This is a genomic window from Pseudoalteromonas arabiensis (genome assembly GCF_001550155.1).
GTDB classification, from domain to species: Bacteria; Pseudomonadota; Gammaproteobacteria; order Enterobacterales; family Alteromonadaceae; genus Pseudoalteromonas; species Pseudoalteromonas arabiensis.
This window is the reverse complement of record NZ_LRUF01000007.1, coordinates 1-14,698: the sequence shown is the minus strand read 5'-3', so window position 1 is coordinate 14,698 and position 14,698 is coordinate 1. Positions and strand designations below refer to the sequence as shown.

The window sequence follows — 14,698 nt, the reverse complement described above, 5'->3', positions numbered from 1 at the left end:
CGCAAAAAGTGACTGATAAGGCAACTTAATAAACGCTTTATTGTATAAGTGAATACTAAATAGGCTGGTACAAACCAGCCTATTGAATCGATCAGTAAGCTTTAAGTTTTAACGACCATCTTCAAAAGAAGCTGTCGCTGACACTTTGCTCCAACGGCCATCTGCATACAGAATTGTCGCTTCCGCTTTGCTTGGTCGAAACGCTCGGATTTGGTATGAACAAGACGTACCTGATGTTCCACACGATGATGCACCATTAGACCAAATTACACTATCAATCGCTGAACCATCTCCTACTACACGAAACACTGCTGTTGCATATGTTTGACCATACACGAGTGCAAAACAACGATTTGGTGTGTATTGATCATATGCTTGCGTATCGACATAACATTCCATTGTATCTGCGCTTGCATGAACTGAAAAAACACTAGCGGCGAGTAATCCTATTGATGTTAATACTTTTTTCATTTTACTATCCTTATTTTTCTACCAAAAGTGGTACAAATAACATACAGTAGTGAAGAAGTATTAAAAATACGAATTTAATATTAATTTAACTATAATTTTACCTTAAAGCAACCTTTTGGCAACCTTTACCTTGAACAGTTTTAATCGGCGGTTCCTAAAAAATGCCGACACGCATAGGCAGTCGGCATTTCTAAAGCTTATAAATACTTAAGCCAAGGTTTGTTAGCCTTACGCTTATATTCACTAAACTTCTTAGTTGGCCAATAAAGCCCAACGGCTAATACGATAGTGATCAACCAAATACCTGAAATATCACTGACACCTAAATACTGCCCTTGGTTTGCCCCCCACACCTGCATGCCTAATTGGTACATCACTAGTAATACATAGAGGTGTAAAATATAAAAGAACATGGGTACAGAACCATACACACGTAGCGCATTAGTAAAGCGATTAAGCGGTCTTTCAAATAACCATAAACCAACAAACATGCCAGCTAAAGTGATAAGCAAAAAGCTCAGTGATGGAGGGTATTTAGTGACATTAAATACCGACATCATAGTTTCTGTTGTGGTGCTAAAGGCTTGCCAAGGTAAGGTTTCACCATAAATATTCAAACCACGCAACACAGCAAATAAGCCTACACATAATAGTGCTAACAGCAGCAGTGCTCGTTTACGCGACTGCGCTGTTTGCGTATGTGCATATAGTGGCCCGGCGCAATAACCCAGTAAAATCACACCAATCCACGGCAATACAGGGTAGCTAATTTTTACGTCGATTAAACCACCTTGTGATAGATAGCCCCGGTCATGCAAAATCGTCCACAGCGAGTAGCCAAACTCATCAGGTGTAAAACTGATTGGGGTGAGTAAGTTATGACCAAACACAATAGCCAAACCAAGTACTAACAATACATTGCGCGGCAGTTTTATCAATAACGCTAAAACCAACATGCATAAACCAATGGCCCACATCACTTGCAACCAAATAGTGTGGTAGTAACCCATCCACGAAAAACAAATGAGGGTCACTTCTAGGGCGATTAAAAACAACCCTCGCTTAACCAAAAAGCTTTGTGCTGAGCGGGCTACACCACTTGCAGGGTGACTGTAAAGCCACGCCGACAAACCGGTTAAAAAGATAAAGGTTGGCGCACAAAAATGTGCGGCAAAGCGGCTCCAAAAGAGCCCAGGCGAAGTGGTATCAACCACCATAGGATCGGTCACCTGCATATGCAAGAAAAACCGCTCTCGCACATGATCAAGTAACATCAGCAGAATAACGACGCCACGCATGATGTCGATACTATGAATACGGCTTTTAATTTGCTCAGAAGTCATAGCTCACAGCCAATTTAAATTGCGTCGGTGCACCAGGATATGCCCACAATGCATTGTATGAGCTTGCAATATATTCTTCATCAAACACGTTATCAACATTCAGTGATACCGTAGTACGTTCAGTCGCTCGCCATTTAGCGAATAACCCAACAGTTTGATAACTCGGCAAACGGAAGGTTAAATCAGCAGGGTCGCCTAAACGGTCAGACACATATTGATAATGACCACCAATCTTTATTGCTTGTGCAAATACGCTTAAGTCATGATTTAAACCAATCGAAAGATTATTCTTTGGTACGTTCACAAGTGGGCTGCCTTTAGGAATTGGCACGAGCCAATCAACATTTAGGCTGTCTGTTGCAGTCTCGGCATCAACATACGCATAAGATAGGTTGTACTCAGTGTTATCGCCCAGTGAGCCTGTTAGGTCTAACTCAAAACCTGTGCTATTTGCTTTACCAACAGGCGTTGAATAACCTACATTGACAGGGTCCGCCACCAGCATGTTGCTCTTACTCGCATCAAAGTAAGCAAGGGTACCGCTGATATTGGCATAACTAAACTTAACACCTACTTCAAACGAGTCACTTTCTTCAAAACCAAATGGCTTACCTTCGGCGTCAGTACCGCTTAGAGGTAAGAACCCTTCGGAGTAGCTTGAGTAAACATTAATATCGTCATTAATTGTATATACAACCCCAAAGCGAGGACTAATGCGGTTCTCTTTACTGTTTGATGCAACACCTGACTTAGTTTCAAAAATATCTTGCTCAATTTCATCAAAACGCAGGCCTAACATCACTTTCAAGTTATCGGTTAGATCAAGTTGATCTTGCACATAGATACCATACGCATTTTGCTTTTCGTTATTCTCGTATTGCATACTCATTTCAGGACCTTCACCTGTGCTGTAATCAGGTTCATGAATATCAATCGTGTAAGTGCCATAGCCACCACGATAACGGTATAACCCCGTACGTAGCTCATAATCATACGCATCAGCACCTATGAGTACGTGATTAGTAATACCTGCAATATCAAAGTGACCGCTTAATTCAAAACGTACAGAGATATCTTCAGACTCATAATCACGGTTACGATGTTGACGAGTTAAGGTTCTGCCATCATCAAACAATGACTGACGAGATGGTGATAGTTCCGCATCTGAAGACTGCCCTGTTAGCGTTGCAGCACGATAGTTAGCCCCTGCCAGCAATGACCACTGACGATTAAAATCGTAGTTATAGTTAATTTGATGACCTCGAGAATGTACCTTTGTAGGTGCATCATTAGGATTTCCTAAGAATCGCGACTCTGGCACGGTATCAAAGTCATCATTTAACACCACAATACCACGGTCATACATTTGCTGCTGATCAACATATTCAAATTCATACGTCAGCGATGACTTGTCATTAATTTGATAATAAAGCGAAGGTGTAATCACGAGTTTGTCGTGATGCACATGATCTCTAAAGCTATCGCTGTCTTGCCAAGCACCATTGATGCGAAACGCTAAATCATCAGTCAGGCCATTGGTGTAATCACCTTGAATACGTTTGTGGTCATCACTACCCAACTCTGCTTGAATTTGACCTTGTTGATAAAACTGTGGCTTCTTAGTAATAATGTTTACTGTACCACCCGGCTCTGAGCGACCATACAACGCAGAGCCAGGCCCTTTTAATACTTCAATATATTCAATGTTTGATACATCACGAGGGCCAGCAAATCCTTTACCACCACTAAAGCCATTGATTAAGTAGCCTGATGGCATATTCTCATTACCCGACAAACCACGGATTGAATAGCTATCCCACAGCGCTCCACCATTATTTTTACGGCTAATACTGGCAGAAAAATCCAGTGCATCACGAAATTTAGTGATGCCGTTATCAATCATCATATCTTTGCTTAAAGTAGTGATTGACTGTGGTAAATCTTTCGTTGGAATGTCGCCACGAAAAGCTTGCTTGTGCTCAATCGTGATTGTTTCGATATCGCTATTAGTAGCGTGTGTATTCGCAGCAAACGCCGCTGCTAAGGCAAGAAAAAGAGTTGAGTACTTCATAAATTGATTGGCTAAAAATATTGATTAAAATGATTTGTTATAAAATAACACAATATGCATGTTTGATATAGTATAACAAATCATTAAATTTCTATTTTATGGCTACTTATTTTAGTGTAGCTACCGCAAAAGTATTGAGTTTTGAAAGAATGCTGCGAATTAAAATACACTCAATAACAACACTATCGTAGGTTCAAACCTCAGCACAAAACAAATTTGCACTGTTCTTACTTGAGCCCATGCTTGGTATTGCCTACAATGGCGCACAATTTATTCAATACAGTATTGCAATCATGACAGATACAAATAAACCTGAGTTACCAAATCAATTATCGATTAACCCTCGTAGCAAGTTCTACGTAGAAGAAGTATTCGAGCATGAAATTGGTGTTACCTTAAATGGCAAAGAGCGTTTTGACGTTGAAGAATATAATATCAGCGAAGGCTGGATCAAAATTGCTTCTCCAAAAGCGCTTGATCGCCGCGGCCAACCTTTACTATTAAAAGTAAAAGGGACTGTAGAAGTTTTCTACAAATAAGCGAAACCAATACCGGTCAAAAGATATGTGGCCGGTATCACCTCTTACTCAAACAGTCTGCTGGCATGATTGATGTTTACCGTCTATTGTTTTGCATGAACGAAAGTTAAGCCAGTGACCTAAAATAATAAAACTTGATCCTAATATTGTTAAAGCCGTTTCACCAACTTCTCCTAGTCTTCCTGCACCAAAATAAGCGGCTATCACGAGCAGTAAGAGCCCAACCACACCAAACATAAAAAACCGATACTTTTTATGCTTTTTGCAACCCAGAACTAATGCAAGTAAGCTACTAGGAAGTACCGCGACAAGCATCCAAAAATGAAATTGTTCGTTACCTAAACCAAGCACAGCAGTGCTCGGTAATAACACGAGTAACACAGGCACAGCTAAGCAGTGAATAGCACACATAGCTGATAACCCGATAGCAAACTTATCCATCATTAATTGTAATTTCACTGAATAATTCCTACAAAATAGAACACATGAATAATAAAAACGTATCAAGCAATTTTTGCTTGGCACTCATTGCATACTCCCAGCATTTCAAATTGCGTTGTTTGTGAGGTAAAACCCACCTCAGCAAAATGAGGGAATAGCGTTGCAACATCGCTCTGTGAAACAGTGAGTGTTTCAACCTTTTGGCAATGGCGGCAAATTAAAAACAAAGAAAGATCATCTTTGCAACGCTCTCTGCCAGTATCGTAAGCGATGTATTTGTTAGCACTATTAAGCCTGCGAACAAGGTTTACCGACTCTAAAAAGCGCAAGATGCGATAAACAGACATAACAGAGACACTCGAGCTTGTGCGCAGCTTGTAGCAACTGACCAGTTCATAGGCTGATAGCGACACGTCAGTGGTTAGCAATATTTGCAGTATCTGTTTGCGTTGAATAGTGAATTTTCTGCCATGTTCAAGGCAAACCTGCTTTGCTTTATTAAGTGTGCTGGTTAATCGCTGCTTATTCATAGCGGCCACTCAATATAAGGTTTAGTTGCCGTCAGCTCTTCGATTCCTTGTGCTTGTTTTGTGATCCACTGCGCTTCAATAACAGATATCGTTTTAGCCCAGCCAAATAAAGTGACTGTGACTTTAGAGACCGGTTTATCACAGCTAAACGAGTACTCAACTTCAAGATCGTTATGTGAATGATGTGTGCGTTGTGCAAATGGGTTTTCAAAATTTGCATGAATAAGCTTACATTCGCCGTTAAATGTCACTAACTGCTCTGAATTTGCTAACTGGGCTAATGTTTGTTTGATAATTTGCTTTTGCTCGGCTGTTTCTGGCTGATGCTCAAAGCCAAAAATATCTCCAGCCGGCAAAATGAACTTAACTTGCCACTTACCTTGCTCATGAACCACAAAAAGCACTCCCTCACCATGTGAATGATGATGGTGTTGATGCCCTTGAGCTGAAAAAATACATCCAACCATCAAGCATATCACTGCTAATTTTGCTGCTTTGATCACCCCAACCACTTCATTACCTCGCTATCAACATACTGTTACAAAAAAGAATAAAACTCATTCGTCGATTCATACTTGATACATTATAACAATTAAAGCACAATTGATACATTATAACATACCAAAGAGTGATGCATAATGAATAACATCTCAAGAGTCGCTGTCGTCATAGCAGCGTTATTACCAGCCAGTGTCTTGGCGCAATCAATCAAAGGCGTTGTGTTAAATAACCAAGGTAAAGCAGTTGCTAATGCCACTGTTGACCTTGAAGGCTCAGATCAAAAAGTAACAACTAACGACAAAGGCGAGTTTGAAATCAGCGGGTTAAATAACGGCTTAAAAGAGCTACATATTTCAGCCCCAGGTTATGCTCACTTACACCGAGATATCACACTTGCCAATGACCAAGACCACAGCGCAACGTTTAATTTAAAACGTTCACCTATTGAAGTTATTGATATTGAAGCAACACCGATTCATATGTCGGCAATGGAATCTGCTTCACCAGTTAGTGTGTTATCTGGCGAGCAATTAAGACGCCAACAAGCATCAACGCTTGGTGATAGCCTTGAAAAACTACCCGGCGTTAACACAAACTTCCATGCCAAAGTTGCCAGTACCCCTGTGATCCGTGGTTTAAGCGGCCCACGTGTATTGATCACACAAAATGGCTTAGATGTAAGTGATGTATCACGCGTCGGTCCTGATCACTCTGTGGCCTCTGAAGCATCAACGGCGCAGCAAATTGAAGTTTTACGTGGCCCAGCAACTCTTTTTTATGGCAGCGGCGCAATTGGTGGTGTGGTCAACGTGGTTGATAGCAGAGTGCCAACTGACAGCACAACACGTGGTGAATGGAATTTAGAACACAACTCAATTGATGAACAAAAAACAGCTTCATTTAATGCCACTACTGGTACTGACTCCTTTGCCTTTTATGCTGATGCTTTTTGGCGAGAGTCTGATGACTACCGTGTACCTGTCGCTGCAAATATTGAAGATATTGAGCACAATGATGATGATATCGTAGCCAACAGTAACGAAGACTCTGACGGCTTCACGCTTGGTACCAGCTACTTATTCGAACAAGGCTACATTGGCGTTGCGGTTGAGCAATTTAACCGCCAATACGGTATTCCAGGCCATACTCATGGTGAAGAAGAGCATGACCACGAAAAAGAACACAGCGAAGAAGAAGCCGTATTTGCTGATCTTGACCAAACCAAAGTGCAATTACTTGGTGAGTACAATATCGACAGTGAATGGCTAAGCAAAATTAACTTACGTGCAGGCCACACAGACTACGAACATGCTGAAATCGAACACGGTGCAGTCGGTACAACCTTCAAAAACGAAACCAATGAGCTGCGCGTTGACATTCTGCATAGTCAATTTGATGAGTGGAATGGTGGCATCAGCTTTCATTATAAAAAAAGTGATGTAGAAGCACAGGGCTCTGAAGCCTTCACCCCTCCTTCTGTTACTGAAAGTATTGCTTTTGCAATGATGGAAGAAAAGCACTTTGGTGATTTTTTAGTGCAATTAGGTGTCCGTGCTGAGCGAGTCACTATTGATGCTAACAATGTGCTTTTACCAGAAATCGACGCCCATGCTCATGATGAAGACGGCGATGAGCACGACCACGGCCATGACCACGAAGAATCAAACTACACACGTGTATTTGATGTAGCCCAAGAGTTTACACCGGTCAGCTTATCAACAGGTGTGGTATGGGATTTTACCCCGGGTTATAACCTTGGTTTATCGGTATCGCGTTCTGAGCGTGCTCCCTCTGCTTCTGAGCTTTTATCTTTCGGTCCACACATAGGTACCGGAACCTATGAAGTTGGCGCACTATTCGATACTCATGATGGTCATTTTGAACTTTCAAACAAAGCTATCGATTTAGAAACTGCAAATAATATCGACCTTACATTTCGTAAAACCGAGGGCGATATTGGCTTTATCTTCAATGCTTTCTATAACCAAGTAGATAACTATTATTACCAGATCAACACAGGCCTATACGCTGAAAGCGGTCATGATCACGACCATGGTGACGAACACAACCACGAAGATGAGCACGATCATTCATCTGAACTACCTGTTTATTTATTTAAAACAGACGATGTGGTTTTACATGGTTTTGAAGCGCAAGTTGCTTGGCAGCTAACCGACGAATTTAAAGTCGATTTATTCTCAGATTATGTACGCGCGCGTCTAAAAGACGGCGGAGATTTACCGCGCACTCCTCCACTGCGTCTTGGTACTGAGTTTAGCTATCAAACCGAAAACCTAACAGCAAATATTCACGTAACTCGCTACCAAGAACAAGACCGCATAGCGCAACAAGAAACCACAACCGATGGCTACACCCTTGTTGATGCCAGTATCTCTTATGACTTATCGGTACTGAACCAAGACCTATCGCTTTATTTAAAAGGCACAAATTTAACGGACACAGAAGCACGCGTACACAGCTCGTTCTTAAAGAATATCGCGCCACGTCCAGGACGCAGTTTTGCAGTGGGTATTCGCGGTTATTTCTAAACAAAATTACAATTAAGGAAAATCAATATGACACACTTATTTAGACTAAAACTACTCGCTCTTGCAATTAGTAGCACCTTGATCACCGCGTGTGGTGATGCAGAAACAAACATTGTTGAAAAAGATCCAATTGAAACACCTGACGACGGTCATGATCATGGCGATGATCACGATCACGGTGATGACCATGCTATTGATTCTATGGGTCGCTTGGCGGTGTTAGCTGCCAACAGTAACGAAGCAAATATTTTCGACTTAGATGATAACTCGCTACTCGAGTCGTTTACACTGACTCATGATTCAAATTCATTAAATGTATCACCTAGCTATCGCTATGCGGTAATTGCAAATCGCAATCAAGACTATTTGGGCTTTATTGATAGTGGCTTATGGCGTGAAGATCATGGCGATCACCTACACGATTACAAACAAAGCCCAGCTTTTAGTGACTACGAATTAACAACCGGTAGCCGCCCAACTCACATCGTTAAGCACGACGGCCAAATGGCTGTATTTTATGATGGCAATGCCGATGCAGGTACAGCTGCTTCTGTTGAAGTATTAACCGATAACGACATTGCAAACAAAACCGCCACACTTGCTGGCATTCAGTACGACATTAATATGCATGGTGTTGCAGAACCACGTGGCGAGCACCTAATTGCAACCTTGCGTCGCGATGATAGCGAGAGTACTTCAAATGCTAAAGTTTTGCCTGATCAAGTTGGCGTTTACCATCTTCATGATGGTGAATATGAGCTTGAGCAAACATTTGAACTAACCTGCCCCGATTTACACGGTGCAGCACAAAACCATGATTATGTAGCATTTGGTTGTGGCGACGGTGTGTTAATTGCCCACCAGCATGACGATGAATATCATGCAGAAAAAATCGTCAATATTGATGCTTTAGGTGATACACGCATTGGTACACTATACGGCCATGAAGGCAACGAAAGCTTTATTGCAATTGCTTCTGGTGTGCTTGTTAGTATCAATCCAAGCGAAGCTGAAATGGAAGTGCTTGAGTGGCAACTTGATGAAGGCGCAAGTGCTGTATCTTACTCATTCTCTGCAAGCGGAGAGCACTTTTTAGTACTTGATAACTTAGGCTTTTTAAACGTGCTTGAAGCCCATGAGCACGACGGCCACATGCATTGGGAGCTTGCAGGTAAAGTAGATATTACTGAAGAAGATGTAACAACTATGCCAGAAGGCATGAGCTTCAGCATGACTGTGTCACAAAATAGTGAATTTGCTTACGTTGCTGACCCTATCGCCCAGCACGTACTAAAAGTGCATATTGAAGATCTCGAAATTGAAGGTGATTTAGAATTAACCTTCGCACCAAGCGCAATTACGTGGCTAGGTATTGCAGAGCAAAGTGACGAGCATAATCATGAACATTAAGTTTTAACGTTCAACGCATAGTGGTTAAAGGTTGGCATTTATTGCCAACCTTTTTTATTCATATTTTGTAACAGTGCTTTCATCGCATCTGCATCGCTATTTTTAAGCGAATTGTTATGCTGTTACAGTTCCCATAATAGGATGTAATCCCATGAAAAAACTAACAACGTTGGCACTGGCCATGGCTGCGACACTGGCACCTTGGGCATCAGCTTACGAAACTAAAGACACGCGTTTACTGCGTTTTCCTGATATTCATAATCAACATGTTACCTTTGTGTACGGTGGCGATATTTACATTGCTAATACACAAACAGGCGAGAGCAAACGCTTAACCGACCATATTGGCTTTGAAACCTTCCCTAAGTTTTCACCTGACGGTAAACGCATTGCGTTTGCAGCCGAGTACAATGGCAGCCGCCAAATTTATGTCATTAACAGCGATGGTTCTGGCTTAAAACAACTCACTTACTACAACGATGTTGGCCCAATGCCACCACGCGGCGGTTTTGATTATCGTGTTCTCGATTGGACACCTGATGGCAAAAATGTGGTATTTCGTGCTAACCGCACACCGTGGGGTAAACGTATGGGTCGTCCATACATGGTGCCTGCTGATGGTGGCCTTGAGCAGCCTCTTGCTATTCCTGAAACCGGCGGTGGTATGCTTTCGCCAGATGGTAGCAAATATGTTTACACGCCGATTGACCGTGAATTTCGTACTTGGAAACGCACCCGTGGCGGTCGCGCACAAGATGTTTGGGTTTACGATCTAAAAAACAATACCTCAGAACAACTAACCAGTAACCGTGCTACCGATCAGCAACCAACCTGGGTTGGCGACAACATTTACTTTGTATCTGACCGTGATTACACCCTTAATCTGTATCAATACCAAAAAGGTGCTGAGCCGAAAAAGCTAACCAACCATCAAGACTTTGACGTACTGTGGCCATCAGCTGGCCCAAATGCTGTTGTTTATGAAAATGGTGGTTACCTTTATCGCTTTGATCCAAAAACTCAAAAAAGCACTAAGCTGAGCATTAACATTGCTGGTGTGCGTCAATACGCAATGCCGTACACAAAAAATGTCAGTGACTTTATCGACTCAATGTCGATTTCTCATGATGGTAAGCGTGCACTCTTTACTGCCCGCGGTGAGCTATTTAGCGTACCGGTTAAACAAGGCCCAACACGTAACTTATCTTACACAGCAAAAGGCCGCGAGATTGACGCAAGTTGGTCGCCAAATGGCCGTTATATTGCTTATATGAGCGATGAAAGCGGCGAATATGAAATTTACTTAAAAGATCGCAGCGACAACAATGCCACTAAACAGCTAACCAACAATGGCACTATTTGGCGTTTTACGCCGATTTGGTCACCAGATAGCTCAAAACTATTATTTGCAGATAAGAACCACACACTCTGGTGGATAGATGCAAAATCGGGTAAACAACACAAAATTGATACCAGCATCTACGATGAAGAAGGCATTCGCCAATATACCTGGTCACCAAATAGCGAAGACATTGTTTATGTGAAAAACAATGAGAACCGCTATGCCTCACTGTGGCACTACAATATTGATAAAAAGAAAGTGACTCGCTTAACGGATGAAATGACCAATGAGCAAAACCCAACGTTCTCTCCTGATGGTCAATACCTGTATTTTAGCTCTGAGCGCGACTTTAACTTAGCCTTCAGCAGCTACGAGTTTGACTACATGTTTAATCGTGCGACGCGTATTTTTGCCGCTGCCGTAAATGACAGTATTAAACCGCTTATCGCACTACAAAGTGATGAAACAGCAATCGTCAGCGATAAACAAAAAGATGACGACAAGAAAGCGAAAAATACCCTGCAAAGCAGCGACTTTATGCAACGTGTAACCGCTCTTAATGCACCAGCTGGGGATTATCGTGGCTTAACCGCAGTCAAAGATGGCGTGCTAACACTGGCTAATGGCGGTTTGCAACTGATTGGCACAGCTCACGATAGTGAGCTTGAAACCGTGGCTGAAGGAGTCAGTAATTACACAATTTCGAGTAACGGTGAACACCTACTTGTTCATGCAGGCAAGGATTACAGCTTAATTGAGCCAAAAGCAAAACAAGACCTAGCAGCGAACAAACTCGATCTCAGTAAAATGACCTTAAAAATTGAGCCACAAACTGAATGGCAGCAAATGTATGTTGAAGGCTGGCGTACATTACGTGATTGGTTCTACGATGAAAACCATCACGGCCAAGATTGGGACGCAATTTTAGCTAAGTATCAACCTATGGCTGATGCTATCTCACACCGTAGTGACCTAGATTACATTCTCAGTGAAATCGCAGGTGAAATTAACTCAGGCCACATTTATGTGCAGTCGGGTGATATGCCTAAAGCAGAGCGTAAAAAGCACGGCTTATTGGGTGCAAAACTTGCCAGCGATCCATCAGGATACGTAAAAATTGAGCAAATCTTCCAAGGAGAAAACTGGCACGAAGACTTCCGCTCACCACTTGGCACAACAGGGGTAAAAGCGCATAACGGCGACTTCATCATTGCCGTAAATGGCCGCTCAGTAAAAGACGTAGCTAACTTCTACGAATTACTAGAGAACACCCAAGGTGAGCAAGTTGAGCTAGTCCTTAACAGCAAGCCGCGCAGCAAAGGTGCATGGCAAGTAACCGTTAAGCCTGTAGCCAGCGAGCAAGGTTTGCGTTATTTAGACTGGGTTAACTCTCGTGCAGCCTACGTTGATAAGCTTTCAAATGGTCGTATTGGTTATGTTCACTTACCCAATACAGCGTTTGAGGGTAACCGCGCCATGTTCAAAAACTACATGCCGCAAACCACCAAAGACGCCATGATTATTGATGACCGATACAATGGCGGCGGCTTTATTCCTGAGCACATGATCACCTGGCTTGCCCGTAAACCGCTTAACTATTGGAAGCGCCGCGGTGTTGAGCCAACAAAAACACCACAATTTGCTCATGATGGTCCAAAAGCCATGCTGATCAATGGTTACTCAAGTTCAGGTGGTGACGCTATTCCTTACTACTTCCGCCAAGCGGGGTTAGGTAAGCTTATTGGTACCCGTACGTGGGGTGGATTAATTGGTATTTCGGGTAACCCAAGCCTTGTAGATGGCGGCCAAGTTATCGCGGCAACATTCCGCATTTTAGATAACGATGGCAACTGGATCATCGAAAACGAAGGTGTCACCCCAGATATCAAAGTTGTTGACCGCCCTGAGCTAATCTACCAAGGTAAAGATCCGTCGATTGAACGTGCCGTAGAAGAGCTGTTAAAAGAGCTAAAAGACAACCCGAAAAAGCCACTCACCGTGCCACCCGCACCGACTGACTTTTAATTTTTAACTTTTTGTAAAAAAGCAAAAAGCCCCGCAGCAATGCGTAATGCCGATCAGTTAAGAATATTTTCATGATCGGTTGACCGATCTTTTAAAGGCTTCAAAATCCGATATCAGAAACTGATATCGGATTTTTTTATGTCTTTACTCACAAACCTCGATGAAACATTTAGTCATGCGGAAGACTTGAAGGCTGTCGATAAGCTTATGTCTTTTGTCGACCCTGAACTTCTTCAGCAAGCCTATACACTATCGGGCGTAGCAACTATCAGACGTCGCCGGTTACCTCTGGATTCGGTCGTATTTACTATCGTGGGTATGAGTCTTTTTCGTAATGACCCTGTCTGGGACATCGCAAATAAACTTGATATCTCATTACCAGGTAAAAATCGATTTGTTGCCCCCAGTGCGGTAGTTCAAGCTCGGCAACGACTAGGTGATGAAGCTGTCGGTCACGTCTTTAAGCTGATGGCACAACGGGCCTTTGGTGATTTTGCCTTTGAACAGTGGTGTGGTTTAAATGTGTTAGCAGTTGATGGCGTGATGTTTCGTGCTCAGGATACCGGTGAGAACCTTACTGCATTCGGTTGTGACCGTAATGCTAAAGGCGATAATCCGTATCCACAGGTACGCATGTGTAGTCTGATGGAAACCTCCAGCCACCTTCTACTGGCCAGTGAGTTTGACAGTCGGGATGTGGGGGAGATGTCTCTTGCGCAGCGGCTTATTCCTTCGGTTCCCAATAACTCTCTGACTCTTTTCGACAGAGGATATTATTCGCTGGGGTTATTGTACTTATGGATGACTAAAGGCGTTAATACGCACTGGATGCTCCCTGCCCGTAAAGATCTACAGTACACAGTAAAACACCGACTAAGCGAACATGATGCTGTTATCACTCTCAAGACTTCGCCTCAGGCTCGGAAAAAATTTGATGGTCTACCAGAAACCATCGACGCGAGGCTAACCAGTTACAAAGTAGACGGGAAAAGCTACCATGTGCTCAGTTCAATGGTCGATGTATTGCAGTTTCCCTACGAAGAAGTTGTTGATGTGTACGTTCAACGCTGGGAAATAGAGCTAGGGTTCAGGGAAATGAAACAGACGCTAAATCAGGCCAAGCTAACACTTCGTAGCAAGAAACCTGAGATGGTACGACAGGAGCTCTGGGGACTACTACTGGCCTACAACCTGATTCGGATGATTATGCTGGATGCCGTTAAAGATATGCCTGAGCTATCCCCATCGCGGCTTAGCTTCGGCCTCTGCATGAGACACATCATCGTGTTCTTCCTAACCACTTTACCGGAAACAGTAACCAAGTTGCCCGTTCACTATGAATACCTGATGGAATCGTTAAGGATGATGAAATTACCTGACAAACGGCCTGATAGGTATTACCCAAGAGTTGTGAGGAAAAGACCGACTAAATACCCCACAAAGAAAAAAGCCAGTCAGCTTAACTGACTGGCATTA

11 protein-coding genes are annotated in these 14,698 nt (G+C 42.7%); 5 read left to right on the top strand and 6 right to left on the bottom strand.

Annotation, left to right across the window (positions count from 1 at the left end; genetic code table 11):
• Nucleotides 1-108 precede the first annotated feature (108 nt).
• From PAARA_RS02225 to PAARA_RS02215, 3 genes are all read right to left on the bottom strand, one after another.
• On the bottom strand, nt 109-471 hold the full coding sequence (locus tag PAARA_RS02225; RefSeq protein WP_062567454.1) for a hypothetical protein: 363 nt from the start codon (nt 469-471) through the stop codon (nt 109-111).
• Nucleotides 472-668: 197 nt separating this feature from the next.
• A complete protein-coding gene (locus tag PAARA_RS02220; RefSeq protein WP_062567453.1) occupies nt 669-1,814 on the bottom strand; it encodes an acetyltransferase domain-containing protein in 1,146 nt (381 codons plus the stop codon).
• Nucleotides 1,804-3,885, bottom strand: coding sequence for a TonB-dependent siderophore receptor (locus PAARA_RS02215; RefSeq protein WP_062567452.1), 2,082 nt, complete (start codon nt 3,883-3,885; stop codon nt 1,804-1,806). Before PAARA_RS02215 ends, PAARA_RS02220 begins: the two co-directional genes overlap by 11 nt.
• Before the next feature lie 293 nt (nt 3,886-4,178).
• Between PAARA_RS02215 and PAARA_RS02210 the strand changes: the two genes are divergently transcribed.
• Nucleotides 4,179-4,424 carry a DUF3297 family protein gene (locus PAARA_RS02210; protein ID WP_062567546.1) on the top strand — a complete coding sequence of 82 codons (246 nt, stop codon included), beginning with the start codon at nt 4,179-4,181 and terminating at the stop codon, nt 4,422-4,424.
• A 48-nt stretch (nt 4,425-4,472) separates the two neighbouring features.
• On the opposite strand, the gene PAARA_RS02205 is transcribed toward PAARA_RS02210, so the two are convergent.
• The 3 genes from PAARA_RS02205 to PAARA_RS02195 are packed head-to-tail and all read right to left on the bottom strand — an operon-like array spanning nt 4,473 to nt 5,898.
• Nucleotides 4,473-4,883 carry a MerC domain-containing protein gene (locus PAARA_RS02205; RefSeq protein ID WP_245219870.1) on the bottom strand — a complete coding sequence of 137 codons (411 nt, stop codon included), beginning with the start codon at nt 4,881-4,883 and terminating at the stop codon, nt 4,473-4,475.
• A gap of 44 nt (nt 4,884-4,927) precedes the next feature.
• A complete protein-coding gene (locus tag PAARA_RS02200; RefSeq protein ID WP_062567451.1) occupies nt 4,928-5,395 on the bottom strand; it encodes a Fur family transcriptional regulator in 468 nt (155 codons plus the stop codon).
• Complete coding sequence (locus tag PAARA_RS02195; protein ID WP_157066156.1) at nt 5,392-5,898, bottom strand: ZrgA family zinc uptake protein; 507 nt, start codon at nt 5,896-5,898, stop codon at nt 5,392-5,394. Before PAARA_RS02195 ends, PAARA_RS02200 begins: the two co-directional genes overlap by 4 nt.
• Nucleotides 5,899-6,033: 135 nt before the next feature.
• Here PAARA_RS02195 and PAARA_RS02190 point away from each other — a divergent pair, with 135 nt between their 5' ends.
• The 4 genes from PAARA_RS02190 to PAARA_RS02175 all read left to right on the top strand — a co-directional run bounded on the left by PAARA_RS02190 (nt 6,034) and on the right by PAARA_RS02175 (nt 14,689).
• Entirely contained in the window at nt 6,034-8,445 is a 2,412-nt protein-coding gene (locus PAARA_RS02190; RefSeq protein ID WP_062567449.1) for a TonB-dependent receptor, read from the top strand.
• Nucleotides 8,446-8,472: 27 nt separating this feature from the next.
• Complete coding sequence (locus PAARA_RS02185) at nt 8,473-9,855, top strand: hypothetical protein (RefSeq protein ID WP_062567448.1); 1,383 nt, start codon at nt 8,473-8,475, stop codon at nt 9,853-9,855.
• Between the two features lie 151 nt (nt 9,856-10,006).
• Entirely contained in the window at nt 10,007-13,222 is a 3,216-nt protein-coding gene (locus tag PAARA_RS02180) for a S41 family peptidase (RefSeq protein WP_083515236.1), read from the top strand.
• A gap of 138 nt (nt 13,223-13,360) precedes the next feature.
• Nucleotides 13,361-14,689: an IS4 family transposase gene (locus tag PAARA_RS02175; protein ID WP_062567086.1), complete on the top strand. Its 1,329-nt coding sequence runs from the start codon at nt 13,361-13,363 to the stop codon at nt 14,687-14,689.
• Nucleotides 14,690-14,698: the final 9 nt, after the last annotated feature.